Source organism: Spirosoma liriopis, assembly GCF_023196085.1.
Taxonomy (GTDB): Bacteria; Bacteroidota; Bacteroidia; order Cytophagales; family Spirosomataceae; genus Spirosoma; species Spirosoma oryzicola.
Genome location: NZ_JALPRF010000002.1, coordinates 1,114,874 through 1,135,415, shown reverse-complemented (window position 1 = coordinate 1,135,415; position 20,542 = coordinate 1,114,874). Strand labels below are relative to the sequence as shown.

The window sequence follows — 20,542 nt, the reverse complement described above, 5'->3', positions numbered from 1 at the left end:
ATCAATTATATAACAATGGAAACATATGGAGTCACTACTGTTTTTTTTGTGGATAAAACTGATCATATATCAATTCTTCAACGTCCGCCAACGTCCGCCAACGTCCGCCATGATTAGTCTCTCGGATGCGATGCAATCTGATTTCGATTACGCTCAGTTGGATCTCGAAACCGACCACAATCTGTACCGCCTGCTGGCCAGAGCTGAGAACGCTATTGCTGGGTGGGACCGTGTCAAACGGCCAATGATAGCCTCTGAAATAGCCTGGTACAATGCGCTGTACACTTTGACTGAAAAAATCAAACAAACACTAAATACCCGCTACGGGTGCAACGATTAAACTAACAAAAGGATGTTCAAGTTACTGACAGTCATCAAACCGAAACCGGTTCAACCTAAGGCCCTGAATCACTTCAACTTCTATGCGATAGAAATGCCCGCTGGCCTTATGGAAGTACTCCAAAAGCGGGTTTATACAGTGCTACTGGATAAGTATCACGACGTTTCGATTCCACACGATCTAAGTCAAAACCACCTTATTGAGCTTGATGATTTCCTGCTTAGCCAGCTAGATAACGAAGCGCATAATTTGATTATCGACGCTTATGAACTGGCTCTTTTGAAACGTTTCCTCAAGGTTGAACGGGTTGTTGTTAGCGCATCACGACTGGCGCTAATTCCAGCGTTAACCAACGCCGAATACTGGAAACTAACCGGCGAATTGCTAGTCTCAGTGATCCGCCCTACCACGCTGGTTGGTCTGTCCTTGTATGCCTAAGCGGTGTCTTCTTGATTTGAAGCCGTATCTGATGGCTCCGAATCGCATATTCTCTCTCTACTCTATGAAGTCCATATTACTCAGCCTAGCATTCGTGCTGTTCATGCTGCTATTGATCCTATCCAGTTGGCTGATTCCCAAGCGCATGGAAGCATTTTTTCACTCATTAAAACCTACTAGTCCCTATGACCATGAGTGAACGACAAAAACCGCAACGTATTGACGTTCTAGCTTCTAAAAAGATGGCCTTTGCTCAGGCTAGTTCGGAAGCCGCAGACATTTTCAATCAGTTTCGGAATCAGAACTCAGCTCAACTAGCAACCTTGGAACGTGCTTTCGATCAAGCTGTTGATCTAATTAGTTCGCTGGATGTGCAGGCTCAAACGCCCCGCCACGTCCACGGAGATACCATGAATTACAATGACCGGAAAGAGATCTATTCCGAAGAATACGTCCATCAGAAAAACGACTACAGTACCGGTCATATAGTACACAATGAAGTGACGGTTGAACAGCCTTCTGAACGGATGTATAAGGTTAGTAATGACCTTGTTCTGTCAACCAGCGGTCAATTCGTTTTCCGGCCTCAATCCAAAAAATTAATGACAGCGGCTGGCCCTGTTGACCTGTCTGAGCAGGAAGCCAGCCGCTTACTTTCCTTCCTTTCGTTCGATTTCGGCCTATGAAAACGTACCAGCCATTTCAACCTTTTCAAAGTAAATTACCCGCGCTGGAGACGAGTCCATATGCCGCCGTTCTGACCGATGATGACCTAGATGCGGAGACTAAAAAACGTCGTAAAAGCCTTCAATTTCCACTACACGTTTTTCCCCAACCCATACAGCCTTTAATTGCGGGATTGGTTGGCGATTTGAAGGGCGAACGAGCCTTTATTGGGCTAACGCTTTTACAGGCTGGTAGTATTGCCATCGGCTCGGCTCTGCGGGCCTCGACAGGCAGTTGGGAAGTGGGTCTGTCGATGTGGGGCGCTTCGGTAGGGATCAGTTCATCGGGTAAATCGATGGTGCAGGGTGTATTGATGAAACCCTTTTATAAGATGCAGGAGAAGTTCGACAGGGATTATTACGATAGCCTGGAGGCCAGAAGCAATAAATCGCCGGACGACGAACTTGATGAGCTAACGAGTTCTAGTTCAGAGTATGTACCCATGAAGGTGGTCATTGTACAGGATATCACCTTCGAAGCGCTGGTAAAGGACGTGTTCGGCCACAACTTCAAGGGCATTGCCCGCTACGAAGATGAGTTGGTAAAGTGGCTGGACGACATGGAGCGCTATAAATCAGGCGCATCGGAAGCATCGTTCTGGACAGGAGGTTGGTCGCCTACTACTTCGTTTCGACTTCAGCGAACGGGCGGCAAACTAACCATTGTGAACCGAGATCACTGGTGCGCCAGCGTGATCGGCTCGACCCAGCCGAATATTCTCTACCGCTTCTTCGAAAAAAACCGGCTCGAAACCGGATTCGTCTTTCGTTTCCTGTGGGCCTTTGCCGAGAAAGATCAGGCCATTTCGCCTAACCTATCCTTTCGTCTCGACGACTCTATTATTTCCCCGTACAACAACATGATTAAGCGTTTGTACGAAGAACTAGCGATGGACTACCGGGAAGATACCGCGCAGGTTTATAAGCTCAATCCGCAAGCAATCAAATACTTTCAGCACTGGCAGGATACTCAGACTAAAAAGGTCAATGACATTGATAGCATTCAGGAACGTGGCGTTCAGGCGGGTCTATTGGGCAAAATAAAGGAATATGGGCTACGCATGAGCCTGATTCTAAAAATGATGCATTCAACTTTTACGGAGCCTAATCTACGTAAGGCCGGGTGGATAGATGAAGAAGACGTAGCCAGGGCGTTGCTATGTTGTGATTACTTTCTACAGTCCGGTTTTGAGGCCTATCAGACCGCCAAGCAGAAGATGATTGTACCGCCACAGGTCCTCGAATTTGCCAGTTTATTACGCTCCTTCAACTACAGTCAAAAAGATTTAGCTGCACATCTGGACGTATCGAAGCAGGCTATCAACAAACGCTACAAAGACTATCTGGAGAAGTACCCCGGCGCTTTCAACGCTAAAAATTACTAGTGGGTTGACTGGTTGACCGGTTACATTCCCTTTTTAGTACAATTCGAAATGTAATCTACTGGCTATCAATTTAGTCTACTGGTCAACCAGAGTCAACCAAACTGTGGTGTTTCGGCCTCTAACTCGCTGATTCCCATTAAAAAAAGTCAACCAAGTAACGTTGACCCAAATTGACTGGCGGTCAACTAAAGTCAACCCCAAAAAGTTGACCGAGCCGAATGAGTATCAATCACTTAGCTCCTAAAAAACATGGCTTTAGTTGACTCTAGTTGACCGGTGGGATAAGCTAAAGATCAAGTAGTTATCGAAAAAATTGTACAAAAAACAGGGTTTTCCGGTCAACCAGTCAACCCACTGAAAAAAATGGCACGAGTAATAACGATTGACGAAGAACTAGAAGAACTGAACCGCGAATTCGATGTGCGTAAACAGGAGTACCCTGATCTTACCAGAGGGACTAAACCACAACTTAAACGGGATGAAGCTGCCAGACGATACAAACGGCTCGAATCGGCTATCAGGCGTCTTGAGCGTCTTAGGTCAAAAATGACTCCAGCTGAACAAGGTGTGATGTTTACCGAGGATGTTGCAAACGGGTCTTTACACCAGTTCGCTCGACTGTTTATTTTGGAAGCTGACCATGCTCAGGTTTTGCTTACTGTCGAAAATGAAGACGATGCTTATCAATTGATAATCCGTACGGAATATGAAGGGGTAACGATGAGTGTTAAGCTTGATTTTCCAGAGCGTAAGCCAGCAATAGACGCGTTGGCATCCTTTGACCAAACGAAGGCTCAATCCTTTTTTAATAATCTTAAATCTCCTTCTATCCGATGATCACTATAGACGATGAAATGAGGGGTATGTTGGAGCAGACGTGCCAGTTTGCCCGAACGTGCGCGTTGCAAGTAGGCGATTCAGTATTCAAGGCTGGACTTCGAGAATACAGGGCTGTAATTGTCATGATTCAATACGGCACAACACAAAGCTACATGGAGGTAGCGGACAAAATGCTCGACAAAGTTGAGGATCTGTCTAATATGGACGAAGAGTCGATAGAAAGCACGAAGGCAATGATCGTTCTGGCCTCTTACATGCTATCAGAATTAATAGACGAAGATTTTAATATCGTGCCGAATGCCGATAGATCGGAAGAAGTATCACCCTAAATGGAAACTAATTAGCTATCTGATCAGGTTCCGTAGGGCCAAGAATCGTTGTGAGGTTTGCGGCCTGCTCAACTACTCCGTCGGCTTCTGGATACAGGGTAAATGGTTCTCTCCAGATGAAGACGATCCGCCTGAAACTGGCTTTGCTACGTATCAGGAAGCGAAGGAGTGGCGAGACACCTATAATGGAAAAATAGGTTGGGATTACTCGCATGATACCAACAAGGTTTGTGTTGTCATACTGACGGTTTCGCACCTTGATCACGACGAGAAGAACAACCGCTTTCATAACCTGAAAGCCATGTGTCAGACGTGCCACCTGACCCACGACCGGAAGGACAATGCACAACGAAGAATGTACGGGCCAACTGGCCGCCACCACAATCAACTAAAACTCGATTATGAGCCCAAGTAACAAGAATAAAGTAGTAAATTATCTACTGACGCAGATGACGTATATACTGTTGGCGGAATCGCCTAATAAAGATGCCATAGGTAAAGCAGCGGAGCGCCACCAAGCCCGGTTAAAGGCGGAGCTTAGCAAGGAGGAATTTGAGCCGATTGGCGTCATGCGCGATACAATTGTGCAACTGGCTTACAAGCTGGCTAACTGCGAAACCGTTACTGAATTGCAGAAAACCCATGCCTACATTCAGGCGCTCAACGATGGGGAAGTCATGATCGCGGTACCGGATCTGCAAACGGGTGACATTACTCACTACGAGCCGAATGGCAGTCCTAACCTCGATGTTTCATAAATACCACTTTTGTAACGGCAAACGAAAGCCCCTCGTTGGCAGCGAGGGGCTTGCAAAATGATTAGTCGGGAAAGGTTACTAGTTGGCGCTATAAATATAAGTAATCTTGCCTACTTTCTTCATATGCTCAAAACACGTATACCCATTAAAGAAAACCACGTTCGTCAATTTGTCATTGCTCGTTACGGCAACAACACGACCACTATTGATATGACTAAAAAATCAATGCTGGGTGTGATGGCCGAAATTGCCTGCGAGAAAGTTGGATACCGTCACGTACTGCCTAAATCAGAAATCGACGAAAACACGTCGATCATTCTTCTGTATCCCGATTCGCTGAAGAATCATTTTATCCATCCAGCCAAATTACTGTTAATGTCCAAGCTGCTCAATCACATCTTTGCGCAGACATTTTTGGAATGTATGGAAACCTCGTTGTATTTGGGCATATCCGACTACGAGGCCGTAAACAGCTTTATGGAGCGATACGGTATTACCGAAGACATGGTACCAGCCGACAGCCTGCGAAAAAAATGGCGCGACCACCAACGTTATATGGCCAAGAAGCTCCAGGCCGCTTAAAAAAAAGTAGGGGCACTTACTCACCTGTTTTGGGGGGGTGTTCACCGATTTTCAGAGTTGTTCGCTCGTTTTCCAACTTGTTCACCTAAAAAAAGCTTCGCTATTCAGCGCATAGGGCCTTTTCCTCTCTGGAAAGGGCCTTTTTTGCGTCCTACCATTTGGGCAGTAGAAACGCCTACTTTGCCCCATGAACCCTATCGACCGTACTTCTGGGATTCCTGCACTACCGAAACAGAGCGGTCAGGCAAATGTTCCGGGTCTCCGTCGGCTTTGGCTGATCGAGGCTCGACATTTGTTGGGAGTCATCGACCCGCGCACCCTGCCGGGTTTTCTCACATCGAACTGGCTCCTGTCTCCGACCGGGCTTAATCTGGGCGAAGATGCTACGCTAATTGAGTTTCGCTTTCCGCCTGATCGGGCCAACCATGAGCAAAAGGCAGCTAACTCGGTTCAGGGTGTAGTCTACAATCAGCGGATCGTGCTGGACGTACCGCGCGACCATCCCACTACTGCGCTGGCAGTTCAGCGTATGTCAGGACGCAAGTTTGTGGCGATCTGCTTAGACGCTAACGGACTCTACAAGGTCATCGGCACCGCGAAGCAGCCCCTACGCTTTATAGCTGACTTCAGCGGCAGGCCCAACAATTACACCTTTGCTTGGGGCACGGTCACCAAACAGCCGTATTATTTCTTTAACGATCCCGGCTTGTTTGTGGAGTCCGATTCCGACTTCTCGACTGAATTCTCGAATGGGTATTCTTACGACTTTCAATCTTAAATCATGGCAGCAGACGGTACGTCGATAAAAAACGATATCGACAACGAATTAGCTAATAAAGGCTATCGAGGTGTTCGTGTTACGAACATTATTACGATCCTGAAAAAAATAGTGGATTGGGTAGCGAGTGGTATCAATGGCAACCTATCAACCTGGCTAAAGAGCAGTGATAATCAACCGGGCGGAGCCAATGCCGACGACGTGTACCGAGTAGGTGTTACGCGGTTTAAGGGTGGCATCGAAGCCTACACCAAAAACACTGACAATAAGCAACTGGCGGAAGTACCCAATGATCAGGCAGGTATGCGCGTCAGTGCGCAAAATGGTGGTCCGGCTTATATCGAGTTGCACCACCCCGGCCTGCGTATCGACAAGATTGGCATCGACCGCGATGGCGTGTTTAAGTTTGGGCCGTGGGGGTCAGGAGCGGCATTTGCTTTCGTTATTGATTCGCTGACAAAAGTCTTTCGACTGAGCAATGAGGTCGCCAATCGGAAGATCGTACTGAACGATGCGACGGGCAATGATCACCAGTTTTACGGCTTTGGTATCAATGCCAGTACGCTCCGCTACCAAGTTGATGCAATAACCTCAAAACATGCTTTTTACGCGGGCAGCTCACCCGCTACGAGCAACTTATTGATGGTTATTTTGGGCAACGGTCAGGTGGGTATTGGCACCGCTACGCCGGGCTTTAAATTGGATGTACAGGCCGACAATCCGGTTGATGCTGTACTAGCCCAATTCCAGAATACCCGGCTATCGGGCGGCATTGGAGCGCTCATTCAAATTCACCAAGCCGGTATCGGCATTTGGCGTTACGGGGTTCCAGCCGGATCGGATGCGTTCATTATTCAAGGGTATGGTGGGGGCGCTTTTCCCGAACGATTCCGTATTGATACGGTTGGAAATGTGGGTATTGGTACCCCAAGCCCTACCGCCCGGCTCCATGCGAAGGGGCCAAACGGCTATGACCAGTTGCGATTGGAGAACCGCTATACACCTTCGGGACCCAACGATCCAAATGGTCAGCCGGGCTGCGTCGCTTGGGACGATACCTGGTTCTACCACAAAACAACGCAGGGCTGGCGACGGATGCAACTCCAATCTTGGTAAGACTTTCCCAACCTTTTTATCGCTTTTCTAATGCAAACCATCCAGAAATCCATTTCTCCCGAAGCGGTAACGGGTTTTAACCGCATCGCCTACCACGAATCGTTCGTAATTCTGCGCGATTTAAACATGGTGCAGCAGGTCCGCATCGTCACCGTCAACGATACAGGTAAGCCGATCACTGAACTCATTGAGCAGGATGCCAGCCTGAGCGCCGTTCAGAAGCAGAATGCGCTAGCCCGTTATCAGGAGCAAATTGTCACTCGCCAGACCGCAGGTGCTTTTGTCGATACTGCAACCGGCAAGGTCGTTACAACTCCGGGGGAAGGGGTAATTACCCAGCGCGACTATTTTCAGGCGGTTACCCTGGGCGATCTGAAAAAGATGGGTTTGACGATCAACGATAAAACGCCGGTGGCTCAACTGCTGTACGCCCTGATGGGTAACGAAATCAGCAACAGCGACGCGCGCGGTGATCTATGAACCAGCCAATCATTGTTCGCTACAAAGAAGAAGACCGGCTCAAATCTGATCGATGGGAGCTGGTTTACTCCGTAACCTACCAGACAAAGGCGGGTAAAGTCACCGTACCGCGTGGCTATACCACCGATTTTGCGTCGGTACCGATGATCCTATGGGGCTTCTTCCCGCCCATCGGTCGTCACAACCGGGCGACGATTTTACACGACTGGTGGTATGATAACCGGCTCTTTCAGAAAGAATTGGGCATGAAAGAAGCGCGACGCCTGGCTGATCAGGAACTCTATGAACAGCTGAAGCTAGTCGAGCCTAATAAGCCCATTCGCAACTATTGTATGTACCTAGCTTGCCGCCTGTTCGGTCGCAGCTGGTGGATAAACTAAACTCTTATGGTTCAGCAGGATTACACCGCCCCTGAAATGCTTATTAAGGTCAGTCGCAAAGAACGCTTTGCGCTGGCCTTTTCCCTATTTGTGGATGACGAGCAACACCCTGATACCAGCGTGGAAGAAGCTAACCTACGGGGTGATCTGCTGGATTCATCGGGCAGTCGGCTGTATACGGCTACCATGAGTATGCCACAGGACAGCGTGGTCATGATTGAGGTAGCGACGCTGATTATGAACAGCCTAAAGCCGGGCAAGTACCGACTGGATGTTTATCAGCAACGCGGGGACGAGCGAGAAAACATTGTCACCATTATACTCACTGTCGAATAATGGAAGTCATTAAACTCATTCGCCCGGCTCGTCAGCCCATTAAGCTGATTCGGGTAACCGCCAACCAAGTGCCCCTGCTGCGGCCTCCCATGACACCCGTTCGACTCGTGCGTACGGGTGGTACCGTCGTTTTTGCCGGTGGCGATAGCGACGTTTCGTATATCGCGCAGGTACCCATAATTGACCGGGCAGCCGTGGCGCTTACCGCCAGTGGCCTCGTTCCCTATGATGCTACTCGCGCTGATCATGCCTATGCGTTCGTGGGCATTGCCCTCAACTCGGCTGATCCGGGGCAGGCGGTGCATGTGCGCACGTCGGGCGAAGTCGCCTTTCCCGCAGGCACCCTTACGGCTGGTCAGAGCTTTGTAGCCGGTGCCGTTGGGCGCTGGCACGTCACGCGCTCCGAAGGGTTGGTATTCGTGCATAAAATCCTGCGAGCCATCAAAGCCGACACGCTTTTAATTCTACAGCAACCAATTTTCTTTCTTACATAAACAATGGCAAATAACAAGTTTTTAACCATCGACGATACCAGTAGCGATATTAAAGAGATCACCGCTATCGCTACATCTGCGGGGGCCGCTGATGCCGGTAAGATTCCAGTTACCGGCCCGAACGGGCAGCTAGACCCCTCCCTCGTCGGCTCCCTTGACGGCAAAGGTTACGTGGCCGGTGAAGCGCTGGTAGCGGGCGATCTGGTCTATGTGTACTATGATTCGGGTTCGACGACCAACAAAATCAAGAAGGCCATCGCAGGGTCCAACGGGTCTACCCGCGCGGTGGGCATTGTTACGTCAGCTACCGCGTCAGGTGCTCAGGCGACGGTATTCGCTCGAATTCCCGTTTCGGGCTTTTCGGGTCTGACGCCGGGTACACCTGTCTATCTAAGTGCTACCCAAGCCGGCAAGATTACCCAATCGGCAGCTGTCGGTTCGGGCAATTTCTTGCAAGTTGTTGGTACCGCACTTGATGCACAAACGTTACAGCTGGCTATTTCTACACAGGTCATTTATCGTTCGTAGTCAATGGGTCAGCTCAGTGTTCGCGCCGATGGTGATCTACAGGAAGTATCGACGCCTGTTGGTAGCAGCTGGGTCAATCACAATCCGGATTCGGTTATTAATGGGTTATTGGTCGCCAGTGACCGGCTAATCGACATTAGTACCGATTCGCGGTTGGGACTAACGAGCCAGCAGCCTTACTTCTGTCAGGTCATTGCGCCGGCTGCGATCACGGTTGGCGGGGTGGCTCTGCGGATCAACTTTACGGCCTTTCAGTATGACAACAATTACAACAACGCGATTGCTTTGTTCGATCTGAGTGGCAACCGACTAGCGGTTGGGAATGCGGGGCCAAACTACCGAGACTATTCGGGATGGAACCGGATTGCCTTCGACGCTCCCTATACATTGGTAGCAGGTATGCGCTATCTGATTGGCATTATCGTTGATGGCAATTCACCTGGCTTCAACACCGCAAATGGTCATTCAGAAATAAACGCCCGCATTCCCAGCGGTAGTTTACCCCGAACGTTCCGCAAATCCAACGTACCCAACTTTGCCGCTGCATCCTTAGACCTGACGACCGGAATTATGGCCAATGCGGGTGAACGTCTATTCCTCTCACTGGTCGCCTGAGTAGCGGTTTTCTGTCCTATTAACTGGCTTTCTAGCCCGCCATGTTTGTAACGTCTTAATTCGACGCATACACATGACGGGCAATTTTCTTTCAGGTGCGTGGGCTATCGCCAAAATCCACGAGAATGCCATAAAAGCAGCAATCCAAGGTGATCTGTTTCAAAGCAACGTACTGGGCTATTCAGCGCAACTGCCCGATCACCTGTTAAAAGCAGCTGACTACTCCTACGAAAAGGCGTGGATTGATTACCTGTCGATTAATGGCCACGTTCCTGTCATCCCTGTTCAGGGTACCATGTCGCGGGGCTACACCTACGACAACTATTTCTCGAATACCTTCCTGATGAAGCTGATCTACAAAGCAGCTGAAGATGATTCGAAGGTAGGGGCAATTCTAAACTACAATTCGGGCGGTGGTACCGTCGATTCGACCGACGAGTTCAATGCGGCTGTGGCCTACCTCGCCAGCAAAAAGCCGGTCATTTCACAGATCACGTTTTGCGCCAGTGCCGCCCTGTGGTCAGCGGCTCCCTCGACTGAGATCATGATGGGAACCGGTCCGCTGGCAAAAATCGGCTCTATCGGTACGATTTACATTCATACGAATGTATCGAAGGCGCTGGAACAGCAGGGCTTAGATGTGCAGATTTATCGTTCGACCGGCTCTATCGATAAGGCCAAACTCAACCCCTACGAGGAACTGGACGAAGAAACCGAAGCCCAAATTCAGGCGGATCTGGATGCGGCCAACAAAGCATTCAAATCAGGCATTCGTGCCGGACGTGGCTCGAAACTCACGTCTGATTCGATCTGGACAGGCAAGGTCTACAACGCGCAGGATGCAATTAAGCTAGGCTTGGCTGATTCGACTGGCGACATGAACAAGGCTTACAAGCGAGTACTTCAACTTCAATAATACAATGTCCAAAAACACGCAGTCGGGTAGCTTTCTGGCAAAGCACTTCCCTACCCTTTTTAAGCACTTTTCTGAAAACGCCAGTCAGGAAGATTTCAATAGAGCTGAGCAGGAAGCGTCGGTTGTTTTTCAGCAACACCAGTCAGGTACTGTTGAACCACCCAAAGCCGAAGAACCAACCGCAGACGCGACGTTGGCCGCTTTGTTTCCGAATAGCCACAAAACGCTTGCCGGCAAGCTCAGCGCCGAAGAACTCAAAGGGTTTACGGCTGACGCGCAGGAAGTACAAATCCGGCTCACCGCGCAGGCTTCGGGCAATCAGAGCGTGGCGAATGATCTGACCAGCACGAAAGCCGAGTTGACCAAGGCACAATCCGATCTGACGACCGCCAACACGAAAATTACCGAACTGACACCCAAAGCAGCCGCATGGGATGCCCACAAAGCGGCTATGGATGGATCCCACGTTTCGGGCGATTCGACCAACGGGCAGGGCAAACAGAAAGCAGAAAGCGAGCTATCAGCTAAGGATCAGGCGCACCAAGATAAGCTGGCTAAACTGAAAGCGAAGTATCCGGGCGCGGGACTGATGGCAGACATCGACGTACCCGTACAGGAGTAAGATATTGCTCCTATCCACACCTTATTAATTTTTTTAATTCTTCTATTCACATCTAATTTTTTTTCAAGTGGCAGGCACTTCGCTTAATCTTGACAAATTAGCTAACAAGCTAAAGGAGAACGTCGCAGACTACTCCACCATTTTTCACTTAAATCTGTCGAACGGATTTAAGATCAAGCAGGACCGGCTATTCACCGGCTATAAAATTCGGGATAAAGTGCCTCTGATCCGTTCGTCTTCCGATCCGATGGTTCAGCCTGGTCGTAAGGGTGGCGATCCGAACTTTAAAGGTGGCGTTAGCCTGGCTAACCGCGAAGGCCAATTGCTACCCTTCCAAGTCAACCTGAAGTTGAGCGAACAGCAGATTTATGCCTGGAGCAAAACGTATCTGGCTCGGAAACAGGCGATGGACCCGAGCGATATCTATTCATTCCCGGCCATGAACTGGTACATGGGTGAAGTGAATCGTCAGATCGGCAAGGATATTCAAGGTGCGATCTATAAAGGCGTTTACAAAGCCGATGGTACAAGCCACGTTGATATTACGGACGGTCTGGACATTCTGTTGGATCAGGGTTACGCGACTACTGGTACGGGTGCAGTGGGCGACATTCCCGCAGACAACATGATCACAGCTGCGGCTACGATCAACGAGAGCAACATCCTGTCTGAAATCCAGAAACTGACGATGCGTTTCTTTGAGACAATGGATGAACCGTTGGATGAAACTGGTGTGTTTATAATCGATCCCGTTCACTACGTCTATGCAGTCAACGCGTTGAATGCTCAGGTGTCAAATGGCTCTCAGATTGTGTACCGCGACGGCAACGTGCTGAAGCTATCAGCTCTGCCGAACATCACGCTTGAACCCCGCTCGTGGCTGAAAGGTACGTCTAAGCACATCATCACACTTGACGGCAATTTCGCAGTATTGGGACCTGAAGAAGATGCAGAAGATGTGCCAAGCATCCAAGTGGAGAAGGCCGACCGAAATATCAAAATCTTCATCGATGGCGAGTTCGGCATTAACTACGCTGATGGCCGGGTAATCTTTATGAACAACAAGTAATCGGTACCCCTCGGCTTGTGTCGAGATAAAGGATGTTCAACGCTCTTTTAAGCAATCCACACATATTCTCTCTTAATTCCATGAAAAGTTTCCGAGTTCTCGGTTCCATTTTGTTTTCGCTGATCCTCGTGGCCAGCATGATTGCGCCCACTGAAGTGCAGGCCGTTGTTCCGCCCTCGGTACATGATTTCTTTATGGGGCCCGATGGTGTCACGCTAGGCATGGCCACGGTTAGTTTAACCAGCATGAGCCGCAAAGAGCGCCAAAAATCAAACCTGGGTGGTATCCTCAAATTGTACATGTATGGTGCATCGGACTTCACCAGCGACTTTCCTATGGAAGCTGACGTAGCAGAGGGTTTGTTGGTTCCTACTACCCTTCCGGTAAAGACCGGTGTCACTGCCGCAGTGGTCACCTTTGACCTCGACACCTGCCGGGTTAAAGGTGACCAGAAAGGTAAGATTGGCTACCAGAACTGTTCCCATTCGGGCGAGTGCAAGATGGCCGGCTACGAAGCAGGTCAACTGGCGGCTATCAAAAAGGTCCTTAACGAAGGCGGGGTTGTTATTGCTGTCTATAAGAATGGGACACGCGAGTTACTTGGAACCAGTTGGCAGCCGCTTGAATTTGAAGTAGCAACCGATTCAGGTGCTAAAGGCGACGATCCGCTACAGATCGACTTTAAGTTCAAAGGGGATGGTTACCCATTCTTACCGCCAATTCTGCCGACTGCGATGACGCTTGCGCTTCCGGCTTAATCGTTGCAATGCATAATCTGTGAACTAGCCTCTCTCAATCGGGAGGGGCTTTTTTTATCTACTTATGACACGTAAAACCAATAAAATACCAAAAAAAATGCTCAAGTTAATTAAGAATGTAAAGCTGGTGAATGGTGAAAGTTCTATTGTTCTTGATGAGAACACCCCGCAGGACGTGTTAGAGCAATATTCGAAGCACGAGGTAGGTAAAGGATTTATCGAACTTGTGGCTACACCAGCCGCACAAATTCAAGAAAATGCAAAAGCTGGACAGTAAGAAAATAGAAGGCATTATCAAGCAGTTGGAGAATGCCGGTAAGGGAGCCGTTCGTATCTTGAACGAGATGACCGATAATAGCCTCAAAGACTCGCCAATGGAGAAAGACCCGTTCAGCAATTTAGGGCTTATTGTAGCCACACTGAACAGGGCAAAGACCATTGCCGCTGAGAACGCTCAGTACGAGGGCATGGACGCTGATCAGATTGCTGAAGTACAGGCCGCCGCCCGTGAAGCTGAGAAAGAAGCGCTGCAACTCGCGGTGCAGGAGAAACTAGCTGCTCGCCAGCCGAAGGAGCAAGAGCCGACCGAGGAGCCGGAACAAACTGGTGACAACGCACCACAAGTGTAAGTTATCTCTCCAAAGAAAAGCCCTATCTGGAAACAGGTAGGGCTTTTTTCGTATGTTTGTACCGCTAACACTTTTTTATTTCACGAAACGACCAGCCGGCTCATGCTCCAAGACATGGCCGGTTGGCACGCCATTGTAAGTATGGCACGGTCGTTTCGTGAAACGAGTGTTAGCAGTGACCAACCGGCTCAATAAATGTCTATCCCCGCACCCGCCCGGTTTACCGACCTGCGCAAACACCTTCACGATGCCGGTATCGATGCGGCTTATTTATGTTTGACGTTAGAGCAATACTTGAACCTGCCGGACAATATGCCGACGCATGATTGGATGCTCGACCCGCACGAAGACCACCAAGCGTGGGAGTATCGGGAGAACCTCAATAATTTCCGGCAAATGATCGTTGATAAACCGGACGAGGGGAATGGCGATGAAGGGAATGAGGACGAGGAAGCGTCCTAACGAAACCGGCTTAGGGCCGGTTTTTTTGTGTCAATGAATCTCCAGACACAGATCAGCCAACAACAGGCCACCATTCGTTCGCTTGAAAAGCTCTTAGGGGCGAAGCGTTGTACACAGGCCGAACTCGACCAAGCTAAGCGCAAACTAGCTGACTTGGAAGAGCAGCTCAACTTCAGGCCCATTGCTCAGCCACAGGCCCGGCCTGTTAAAGCTGTTGTTGAAGTCGAGCCAGTTGCGACCGGTCGCATTCTTGAAGGCGACGAGTACAACAGTATGCAGGCGGATCTGTCTAAACAGGCCGACCAGCTAAACAAGCGCATGGCGGAGTTGAGCAATAAACTTCACCTGGTACCGCCTACCGTTTCGTGTCCGGAACTGGTTAAACCAATCCTTGATCTTAAAGCGCAGATTGAGACAATTTGGGATAAGAAACGCTACTTGGAGCGTAACCGCTTCTTACCCGAAGAACGTACCCACGGCGAAGTAGATGCCCCAGTACTGGAGCCTGTTCAGACCGATGCTACGCAATTGCAGTTGGTGTACGACAAGCGTCGGTTGATCGACAAACGCTCGAAGCTCAAGACAAAGTTGAAGGACCCAAAAGCGAGTGAGAAAAAGCGGTTGGAATGGGAAACGGAGTTGCTGAAGACTGATCTGGCGATTCAGGAAATCGAGATAAAATTAGGTTAGCGCCAATGGAAAAATTAGTCTGGAGTACTCAGCAACGTAAGGTTGTTGACTTACTGCCTTACGAGTACAACCCTCGTAAGATGACCGCCCAGCAGTCGAAGAAACTGCGTGAATCGTTAGAAAAGTTTGGGCTGGTAGAAATTCCTGTTATCAACTACGACGGTATTTTACTCGCAGGTCACCAGCGCTGTAAGGCCCTCGTTCAGTTGGGACGTGGCGACGATCTAATAGACGTGCGCGTTCCAAACCGTCAGCTGACGGATCAGGAGTTTAAGGAGTATAATATTGCCTCCAATGCCATTAGTGGCGATTGGGTTGATGACATTCTTCGTGAACACTTTGCCGATGTGGACCTAAACGATTTCGGCATTAGCCTGGCTGAAATGGAAGAACTCCACGAAAAGGCGACCGCCAAAGAGCAGGTACCCGAAATGCCGATTGTGGCGAAGTTTTCGGAAAAGTATGATGCGTTTGTAATCGTGGCCACCAATGAGATTGACGCCAACCACATTGCGGAGCTGCTCCAGTGCGAAAAGGAGAAGTCGTATAAGAGCGAGACAATGGGCATGACGCGGGTAGTATCAGCTGCTAAATTCATCGAACTATGGAAAGCGTCAAAATAGTTATTCCTTCACACAAGCGATGGACGAGCATCCGCACCACACAGGTAGTTGATCAGGCGATTATTTGCGTTCCAGACAGCCAGGGCGATATATATCGAAAGTGTAATCCAGCAGACGAGATCGTAACCCATCCTGATAGCGTTATCGGGCTACAGGCTAAGCGTAACTGGATTTATAAGCACTTCGGTAGCGTCTTCATGATCGATGACGATATAAGCGCTGTGAGACGTATTTACACGGATCGTGGCGAACAGATCATGATGGAGCCACGCGAAGTCTATGACCTTATCCAGCACTCGGCAGACGTGGCTAAGCAGATGGGTATTTATTTGTTCGGTTTTGCCGATACTCCAAACCCAAAGGCGTACAATCCGATGAAGCCTATTCAACTCTCTGGTTGGGTCAATGGCTGTGCGTTTGGCCTACTCGAAGGCTCTGGCCTCTGGTGGGACACGCAGATACGTTGTAACTGCGATTACTGGATATCTGCCCTTAATGCCTACAAACACCGCATGGCGTACTTGGATATGCGTTTTTACTTTAACCAGATCGATACGTTTGTTGGCCGAGGTGGTCAGGCTGAACACCGCAACCTCGATGCTGAAGAAAAGGATTTTGCTTATCTTCAAGGCGTATTCGGGTCGGACGTGATCACGCTGAAGAAAAGCAAGAACCCACGCCACCCTTTTCAAAAAACTCTTAAACTACCATTTTAATGCAAAAAATTATTTTTCATACCCCGATGGGTCGAACAATCGCAGCTCCACGTACTGATGAAGAAATCAATTCAATAATAGACCAAGAGAAGCAAAACGGCTTTATTGTTAAGTCTATTCAACACACTACTTCTACTTCTACATTTGGAAACTCGACAAGTGTTAATCATCATTTCACTATTCTATTCGAGAATCAATAGTCTTTAATGTAGATTCTTAGACTGAAGTAAAAGCCCCCAAACAATTCGGTTTAGGGGCTTTTATAATAATTAAATAAGCTACCATACCATGAATCGCTTTATCCTATTTACACTGTTGGTAATTTTATTAAATAACATTGGTTTATCTAAAAACCCGACTGATTCTCTAAAAATCAGAATGAATAATATTGAAACTATTTATCAAAAACGGACTGATTCCTTACAAAAAGAATTACAGTTTTACAAAATAAAGGAAGATTATTATTCAGATGCTATGAGCGATCAAGCTAACAGATTCTCTCTCCTAGTTGGTGGATTACTAGCGCTTGCTGGACTATTATCATGGGGAGTTATAAAGTATGAAGTAGTAACACTAAGAAAAGAAGTAGAAGAAATTTTAACAGAGCAAATGTCTATCAATGATGGGTTACTTTTAAAAAATAAAGATGATTACAGACGTAACAATTTTAGCATGGCACTTATCCTACAAACAATGATGCAATCAAGCATACTTGCGGAAAAACGTTATAATGCTTTCTTAGAATCTATTTTAATTATTGATCTTCTAACTCAAGTATATGGGAAAACCAATAGTATTGAAGAGAAAAACAATGATTTACTAAGACTGAAAGGAATTTCAAATCTTGCTTTAGCTAATAGCAGATCAATCATAAATAATGAATTAAGTATTATAGATAAAGTGATGTTACACAATCAGAAAAAAGTAATATTGCAATTATTAAATGATAGCATTTTAAAAATGGATGATCCTGATATCCTTGAAGATTTACATAGTATTAAAGCAAATTACAAAACAACATTAGAACAAAATCCTGTTTAATTTTTCAATATTTTCGTGTTGTTAATCCGTTTTGCTGGGAGACTTTTACAGAGTTCAACAACTTAATCACTCTGTTTACAATGTCTAGCAAAACCAATTTTTTCCAGCGCAATGAAGGTGCCACTGAAGCTGAGTACGCCCAATTTTCGACGAGTGTCGGGCAGAAAATAGACACCTCCCATAAGCACCAACAGCTGCTACGCTTTGCGATGCAGTTCATCCCCGAAACCGTCATTCCTGACTTTTTCGAAGCCCATGAAGCGGACGATCTGCTACGTACCACCAGCGAACACCCGCTGGAGCTCTCACGCATCTACCTGACGCTACTGAGCGAGGAACGGTGCGACTACAGCAAAGAGGGCGCAATCAATGACTGCCTACGGCCTTTTCCCAAAACTGATTTCGAACGGTGGGGCGACAAGAACTGGCTGAGCGACGTGTCGAATGCCTGGTTCGATAAGGAAGGTAGCCCACTGGACGTGCAGGCGATGGAGATCAGCGAGTATTACAATGGTGAAGTGACCGAGAACGATCTGGTCGAATATGTACGCGCCTGGAAGCCGGGCAAGTATCGTAGTGTTCAAAAACGTCAGTTGGACGAACTCGAAACACGCTGGCTTGATCTGTTCGGCTTCAAAATTAGCAAGCGATACGCCGAGAGCCTGACCGGACTAGTAGATGAATCTAAACCTGAAGAAATCGTAGTTCCATTCTAAGCCCCTCGACCGAGGGGTTTTTCATTTTACCGCTATGCCAAAATCAACCGACGTGCCGCACGAGCTGCGGCCACTAAACAAGATATTTTCCGAAAATGACTACAGATGGGATTGCGCTGAAGCATTCCGCGATTGGGTAGACTTCCTGACCGAATCATTTATGCCCGTCCGTCAGGGCATTTACGAGCAACTCAAGAAGCGATATGGCGATCTGGATTGGTTCGTGCGCATGACGCAGGAATGGGTTAGGCTCCAGAGCCAGCAAATTGTAGGCGATAACGACTGGTACGACTCGCTAGGCACGTATTACGAGATATTAGCCAGCCAGAGCAAACGGCAGATTCTAGGGCAGCTCTTTACCCCTCCCAGCCTCGTGGATATGATGACCGCTATTCAGGGAGCCGACCAGAGCTTAACCGATAAAGGGCAGCTGGTCAATGATCCCTGTAGTGGTTCCGGAAGGATGCTGTTGGCCTTCCATGCGAAGGCACCGGGCAACTTTCAGTTTGGTGCTGATCTGGATTCAATCTGTGCAAAAATGACGGCCGTCAATATGTGTATTCACGGTTGCGTTGGTCAGGCGGTTTGCATGGATTCCCTTCAGCCCGACGAGTGGCGTTTTGGCTACCACATAAACCGCTATCTAAACCGAGGTGGTGGTCCCAGTATCGAGCCGATGACAGGCCGGGAAGAATGCCATAGCTGGAAGCTGTGGCAAAAGGAAAAAGCGGAATGGGCTGAGAAGAACAAAACACAGCCTGATCTACCACCACCAATACCGGCAGCCGCCCAAGCATCAGCCTTAACCCCACAGCAAAAGAGAGCCGAAAAAATGGGGCAAATGAGCCTGTTTTGACCCTAAAAAAAATGGGTCGTATAAACAAAATTTATTTGGATTGACGAATTGTATATCCGTTCTGTCGGGAGACTTTTACAGAGTAGTCAGCCACTAAAACACTGATTTACAAGACAAAAGATGTTCACTTACAAAGTATTTTACAACGAACCGAAGGCAGTCTGGGGACAAGGCTGCGTACTCGTCCAAGCAGCTAGCGAAATCGCAGCTCTCGTATTCTTCATGACCGAATTTCCCGGTTATCAGGCAACTCGTATTTCGATCACTTTAGACCTGCCACTCTGATGTATATCCGCAAACCACAGGCGTTCGAGAACCCGAAAATGACCAAGAAGAAGAATTTGCTCAAGCTAATTATGCAGGAAGCGCACCGCATCTGGAAAAAAGGCACCTGGTTGTTTTTTGGCGAGTGCGTTCGTGATGCTTGGATGTCGATCCGTTCAGGCATGCGTAAGAAACAGATCAATGTAGCTCAGGTAAGCCTGTTCTAAAAAGGTGAAGCCCGCAGTGGGACCTGCGGGCTTCTGACTAGACAAAGGATGTTCAACTTCTTAATCAGTCGATGCAAAGAAAACGAAAATTGGGATACAGCGCCCGCAAAAACGTCTATAGACAACTAATTTTTTCGCCCTCGCTGAACCTACAGGGCAAATGGATGGCGAACGCCGGCTTCGCTATCGAGCAAATGGTACAGGTCACAGTCGAAAAAAATAAGATCATCAGTGAAGCATGAGCAGATACGATTTAAGAACCAAGAAGGGGTACGATTTTTTTGAGTGTAGTAGTGCGTTTCAGAAGTGCATCCGTCGTGGCCTGGAGGAACAGGCGATGTATTGGGCCGTCGAACTGTACGACTCTGGCTATGGCGAATATGTCTGGAAGCGCCTGCGGATCATGAGCAGTGAGGACGTGGGCTTGGCTGAGCCCATGATGCCAGCCAACATGTGGGCGCTCTATCGCTCCTATCAGGAACAGGCTAAAAAGAAGGAAGACAAGAACGAGCCACAGCGTTTATTCCTCACTCATGCCGTACTGCTGCTGTGTCGTTGTAAGAAATCGCGCATGGTCGATTGGACACTGATCTGGCACTGGTTCCGCCATCCGTTTCAAAAGCTGGAGATACCCGATTTCGCGCTTGACAAGCATAATGAACGCGGTCGGCAGTTAAAACGCAGCTGGTGGCATTTCTTCGACGAAGGCACCCTGCTCGATAATCAGGGCTATGTGGAAGGTGAGAAAGAAATGCGCCTGAATGCCATGAAAGCAATCAGCAACCCGAGTGAGACAAGTCTATTTGATTAAATAAAAGCACGCCCAATA

The 20,542-nt window shown here is 48.3% G+C and carries 33 protein-coding genes; all 33 read left to right on the top strand.

The genetic code is table 11. The annotated features are described in order from the left end of the window. The first annotated feature begins 109 nt into the window (after positions 1 to 109). The 33 genes from M0L20_RS13770 to M0L20_RS13610 all read left to right on the top strand — a co-directional run bounded on the left by M0L20_RS13770 (position 110) and on the right by M0L20_RS13610 (position 20,524). Positions 110 to 340: a hypothetical protein gene (locus tag M0L20_RS13770; RefSeq protein ID WP_248477524.1), complete on the top strand. Its 231-nt coding sequence runs from the start codon at positions 110 to 112 to the stop codon at positions 338 to 340. 12 nt (positions 341 to 352) lie between these two features. Further along, a complete protein-coding gene (locus tag M0L20_RS13765) occupies positions 353 to 778 on the top strand; it encodes a hypothetical protein (protein WP_248477522.1) in 426 nt (141 codons plus the stop codon). Positions 779 to 969: 191 nt separating this feature from the next. Next, positions 970 to 1,464, top strand: a complete 495-nt coding sequence (locus M0L20_RS13760) for a hypothetical protein (protein WP_248477520.1) — start codon at positions 970 to 972, stop codon at positions 1,462 to 1,464. Then, on the top strand, positions 1,461 to 2,888 hold the full coding sequence (locus M0L20_RS13755) for a DUF3987 domain-containing protein (protein ID WP_248477518.1): 1,428 nt from the start codon (positions 1,461 to 1,463) through the stop codon (positions 2,886 to 2,888). Before M0L20_RS13760 ends, M0L20_RS13755 begins: the two co-directional genes overlap by 4 nt. Positions 2,889 to 3,251: 363 nt before the next feature. After that, complete coding sequence (locus tag M0L20_RS13750; RefSeq protein WP_248477517.1) at positions 3,252 to 3,725, top strand: hypothetical protein; 474 nt, start codon at positions 3,252 to 3,254, stop codon at positions 3,723 to 3,725. Further along, complete coding sequence (locus M0L20_RS13745) at positions 3,722 to 4,057, top strand: hypothetical protein (protein WP_248477516.1); 336 nt, start codon at positions 3,722 to 3,724, stop codon at positions 4,055 to 4,057. Before M0L20_RS13750 ends, M0L20_RS13745 begins: the two co-directional genes overlap by 4 nt. Continuing rightward, the gene (locus tag M0L20_RS13740) at positions 4,026 to 4,472 is read left to right on the top strand and encodes a hypothetical protein (protein WP_248477515.1); all 447 of its coding nucleotides are present in this window, start codon (positions 4,026 to 4,028) and stop codon (positions 4,470 to 4,472) included. Before M0L20_RS13745 ends, M0L20_RS13740 begins: the two co-directional genes overlap by 32 nt. After that, on the top strand, positions 4,459 to 4,815 hold the full coding sequence (locus M0L20_RS13735; RefSeq protein WP_248477514.1) for a hypothetical protein: 357 nt from the start codon (positions 4,459 to 4,461) through the stop codon (positions 4,813 to 4,815). The genes M0L20_RS13740 and M0L20_RS13735 overlap by 14 nt, the downstream gene beginning before the upstream one ends. 123 nt (positions 4,816 to 4,938) lie before the next feature. Continuing rightward, on the top strand, positions 4,939 to 5,397 hold the full coding sequence (locus tag M0L20_RS13730; RefSeq protein ID WP_248477513.1) for a hypothetical protein: 459 nt from the start codon (positions 4,939 to 4,941) through the stop codon (positions 5,395 to 5,397). Positions 5,398 to 5,584: 187 nt separating this feature from the next. After that, entirely contained in the window at positions 5,585 to 6,175 is a 591-nt protein-coding gene (locus tag M0L20_RS13725) for a hypothetical protein (protein ID WP_248477512.1), read from the top strand. A gap of 3 nt (positions 6,176 to 6,178) precedes the next feature. Further along, positions 6,179 to 7,291, top strand: a complete 1,113-nt coding sequence (locus M0L20_RS13720) for a hypothetical protein (protein ID WP_248477511.1) — start codon at positions 6,179 to 6,181, stop codon at positions 7,289 to 7,291. 30 nt (positions 7,292 to 7,321) lie between these two features. Next, on the top strand, positions 7,322 to 7,771 hold the full coding sequence (locus tag M0L20_RS13715; RefSeq protein WP_248477510.1) for a hypothetical protein: 450 nt from the start codon (positions 7,322 to 7,324) through the stop codon (positions 7,769 to 7,771). Then, positions 7,768 to 8,151, top strand: coding sequence for a DUF1353 domain-containing protein (locus M0L20_RS13710; RefSeq protein ID WP_248477509.1), 384 nt, complete (start codon positions 7,768 to 7,770; stop codon positions 8,149 to 8,151). Before M0L20_RS13715 ends, M0L20_RS13710 begins: the two co-directional genes overlap by 4 nt. 6 nt (positions 8,152 to 8,157) lie before the next feature. Then, positions 8,158 to 8,487: a hypothetical protein gene (locus M0L20_RS13705; protein ID WP_248477508.1), complete on the top strand. Its 330-nt coding sequence runs from the start codon at positions 8,158 to 8,160 to the stop codon at positions 8,485 to 8,487. Beyond that, a complete protein-coding gene (locus tag M0L20_RS13700; protein ID WP_248477507.1) occupies positions 8,487 to 8,981 on the top strand; it encodes a hypothetical protein in 495 nt (164 codons plus the stop codon). The genes M0L20_RS13705 and M0L20_RS13700 overlap by 1 nt, the downstream gene beginning before the upstream one ends. A gap of 3 nt (positions 8,982 to 8,984) precedes the next feature. Beyond that, the gene (locus M0L20_RS13695; protein ID WP_248477506.1) at positions 8,985 to 9,509 is read left to right on the top strand and encodes a hypothetical protein; all 525 of its coding nucleotides are present in this window, start codon (positions 8,985 to 8,987) and stop codon (positions 9,507 to 9,509) included. 3 nt (positions 9,510 to 9,512) lie between these two features. Then, positions 9,513 to 10,124 carry a hypothetical protein gene (locus M0L20_RS13690; RefSeq protein ID WP_248477505.1) on the top strand — a complete coding sequence of 204 codons (612 nt, stop codon included), beginning with the start codon at positions 9,513 to 9,515 and terminating at the stop codon, positions 10,122 to 10,124. Between the two features lie 73 nt (positions 10,125 to 10,197). Then, positions 10,198 to 11,040 (top strand): S49 family peptidase, encoded by an 843-nt coding sequence (locus M0L20_RS13685; protein ID WP_248477504.1) that lies wholly within the window; start codon positions 10,198 to 10,200, stop codon positions 11,038 to 11,040. 4 nt (positions 11,041 to 11,044) lie between these two features. Continuing rightward, on the top strand, positions 11,045 to 11,662 hold the full coding sequence (locus tag M0L20_RS13680; protein ID WP_248477503.1) for a hypothetical protein: 618 nt from the start codon (positions 11,045 to 11,047) through the stop codon (positions 11,660 to 11,662). Between the two features lie 67 nt (positions 11,663 to 11,729). Next, positions 11,730 to 12,731, top strand: a complete 1,002-nt coding sequence (locus M0L20_RS13675) for a hypothetical protein (RefSeq protein ID WP_248477502.1) — start codon at positions 11,730 to 11,732, stop codon at positions 12,729 to 12,731. A gap of 80 nt (positions 12,732 to 12,811) precedes the next feature. Then, positions 12,812 to 13,489: a hypothetical protein gene (locus M0L20_RS13670; protein ID WP_248477501.1), complete on the top strand. Its 678-nt coding sequence runs from the start codon at positions 12,812 to 12,814 to the stop codon at positions 13,487 to 13,489. A 64-nt stretch (positions 13,490 to 13,553) separates the two neighbouring features. Continuing rightward, entirely contained in the window at positions 13,554 to 13,766 is a 213-nt protein-coding gene (locus tag M0L20_RS13665) for a hypothetical protein (protein WP_248477500.1), read from the top strand. Further along, on the top strand, positions 13,747 to 14,118 hold the full coding sequence (locus M0L20_RS13660; RefSeq protein ID WP_248477499.1) for a hypothetical protein: 372 nt from the start codon (positions 13,747 to 13,749) through the stop codon (positions 14,116 to 14,118). The genes M0L20_RS13665 and M0L20_RS13660 overlap by 20 nt, the downstream gene beginning before the upstream one ends. Before the next feature lie 195 nt (positions 14,119 to 14,313). Beyond that, positions 14,314 to 14,580, top strand: coding sequence for a hypothetical protein (locus tag M0L20_RS13655; protein WP_248477498.1), 267 nt, complete (start codon positions 14,314 to 14,316; stop codon positions 14,578 to 14,580). Between the two features lie 33 nt (positions 14,581 to 14,613). Then, positions 14,614 to 15,270 (top strand): hypothetical protein, encoded by a 657-nt coding sequence (locus tag M0L20_RS13650; protein WP_248477497.1) that lies wholly within the window; start codon positions 14,614 to 14,616, stop codon positions 15,268 to 15,270. A 5-nt stretch (positions 15,271 to 15,275) separates the two neighbouring features. Further along, positions 15,276 to 15,893, top strand: coding sequence for a ParB N-terminal domain-containing protein (locus tag M0L20_RS13645; RefSeq protein ID WP_248477496.1), 618 nt, complete (start codon positions 15,276 to 15,278; stop codon positions 15,891 to 15,893). Then, positions 15,875 to 16,609, top strand: a complete 735-nt coding sequence (locus tag M0L20_RS13640; protein WP_248477494.1) for a GREB1-related protein — start codon at positions 15,875 to 15,877, stop codon at positions 16,607 to 16,609. The genes M0L20_RS13645 and M0L20_RS13640 overlap by 19 nt, the downstream gene beginning before the upstream one ends. A 288-nt stretch (positions 16,610 to 16,897) precedes the next feature. After that, positions 16,898 to 17,650, top strand: a complete 753-nt coding sequence (locus M0L20_RS13635; RefSeq protein WP_248477493.1) for a hypothetical protein — start codon at positions 16,898 to 16,900, stop codon at positions 17,648 to 17,650. A gap of 80 nt (positions 17,651 to 17,730) precedes the next feature. After that, positions 17,731 to 18,366 carry a hypothetical protein gene (locus tag M0L20_RS13630; RefSeq protein ID WP_248477492.1) on the top strand — a complete coding sequence of 212 codons (636 nt, stop codon included), beginning with the start codon at positions 17,731 to 17,733 and terminating at the stop codon, positions 18,364 to 18,366. Between the two features lie 34 nt (positions 18,367 to 18,400). Beyond that, positions 18,401 to 19,222 (top strand): N-6 DNA methylase, encoded by an 822-nt coding sequence (locus M0L20_RS13625; RefSeq protein ID WP_248477491.1) that lies wholly within the window; start codon positions 18,401 to 18,403, stop codon positions 19,220 to 19,222. Between the two features lie 284 nt (positions 19,223 to 19,506). Further along, the gene (locus M0L20_RS13620; RefSeq protein WP_248477490.1) at positions 19,507 to 19,713 is read left to right on the top strand and encodes a hypothetical protein; all 207 of its coding nucleotides are present in this window, start codon (positions 19,507 to 19,509) and stop codon (positions 19,711 to 19,713) included. Positions 19,714 to 19,784: 71 nt separating this feature from the next. Continuing rightward, complete coding sequence (locus tag M0L20_RS13615; RefSeq protein ID WP_248477489.1) at positions 19,785 to 19,955, top strand: SymE family type I addiction module toxin; 171 nt, start codon at positions 19,785 to 19,787, stop codon at positions 19,953 to 19,955. After that, positions 19,952 to 20,524 carry an AAA family ATPase gene (locus tag M0L20_RS13610; RefSeq protein WP_248477488.1) on the top strand — a complete coding sequence of 191 codons (573 nt, stop codon included), beginning with the start codon at positions 19,952 to 19,954 and terminating at the stop codon, positions 20,522 to 20,524. The genes M0L20_RS13615 and M0L20_RS13610 overlap by 4 nt, the downstream gene beginning before the upstream one ends. The last annotated feature ends 18 nt before the right edge of the window (positions 20,525 to 20,542 follow it).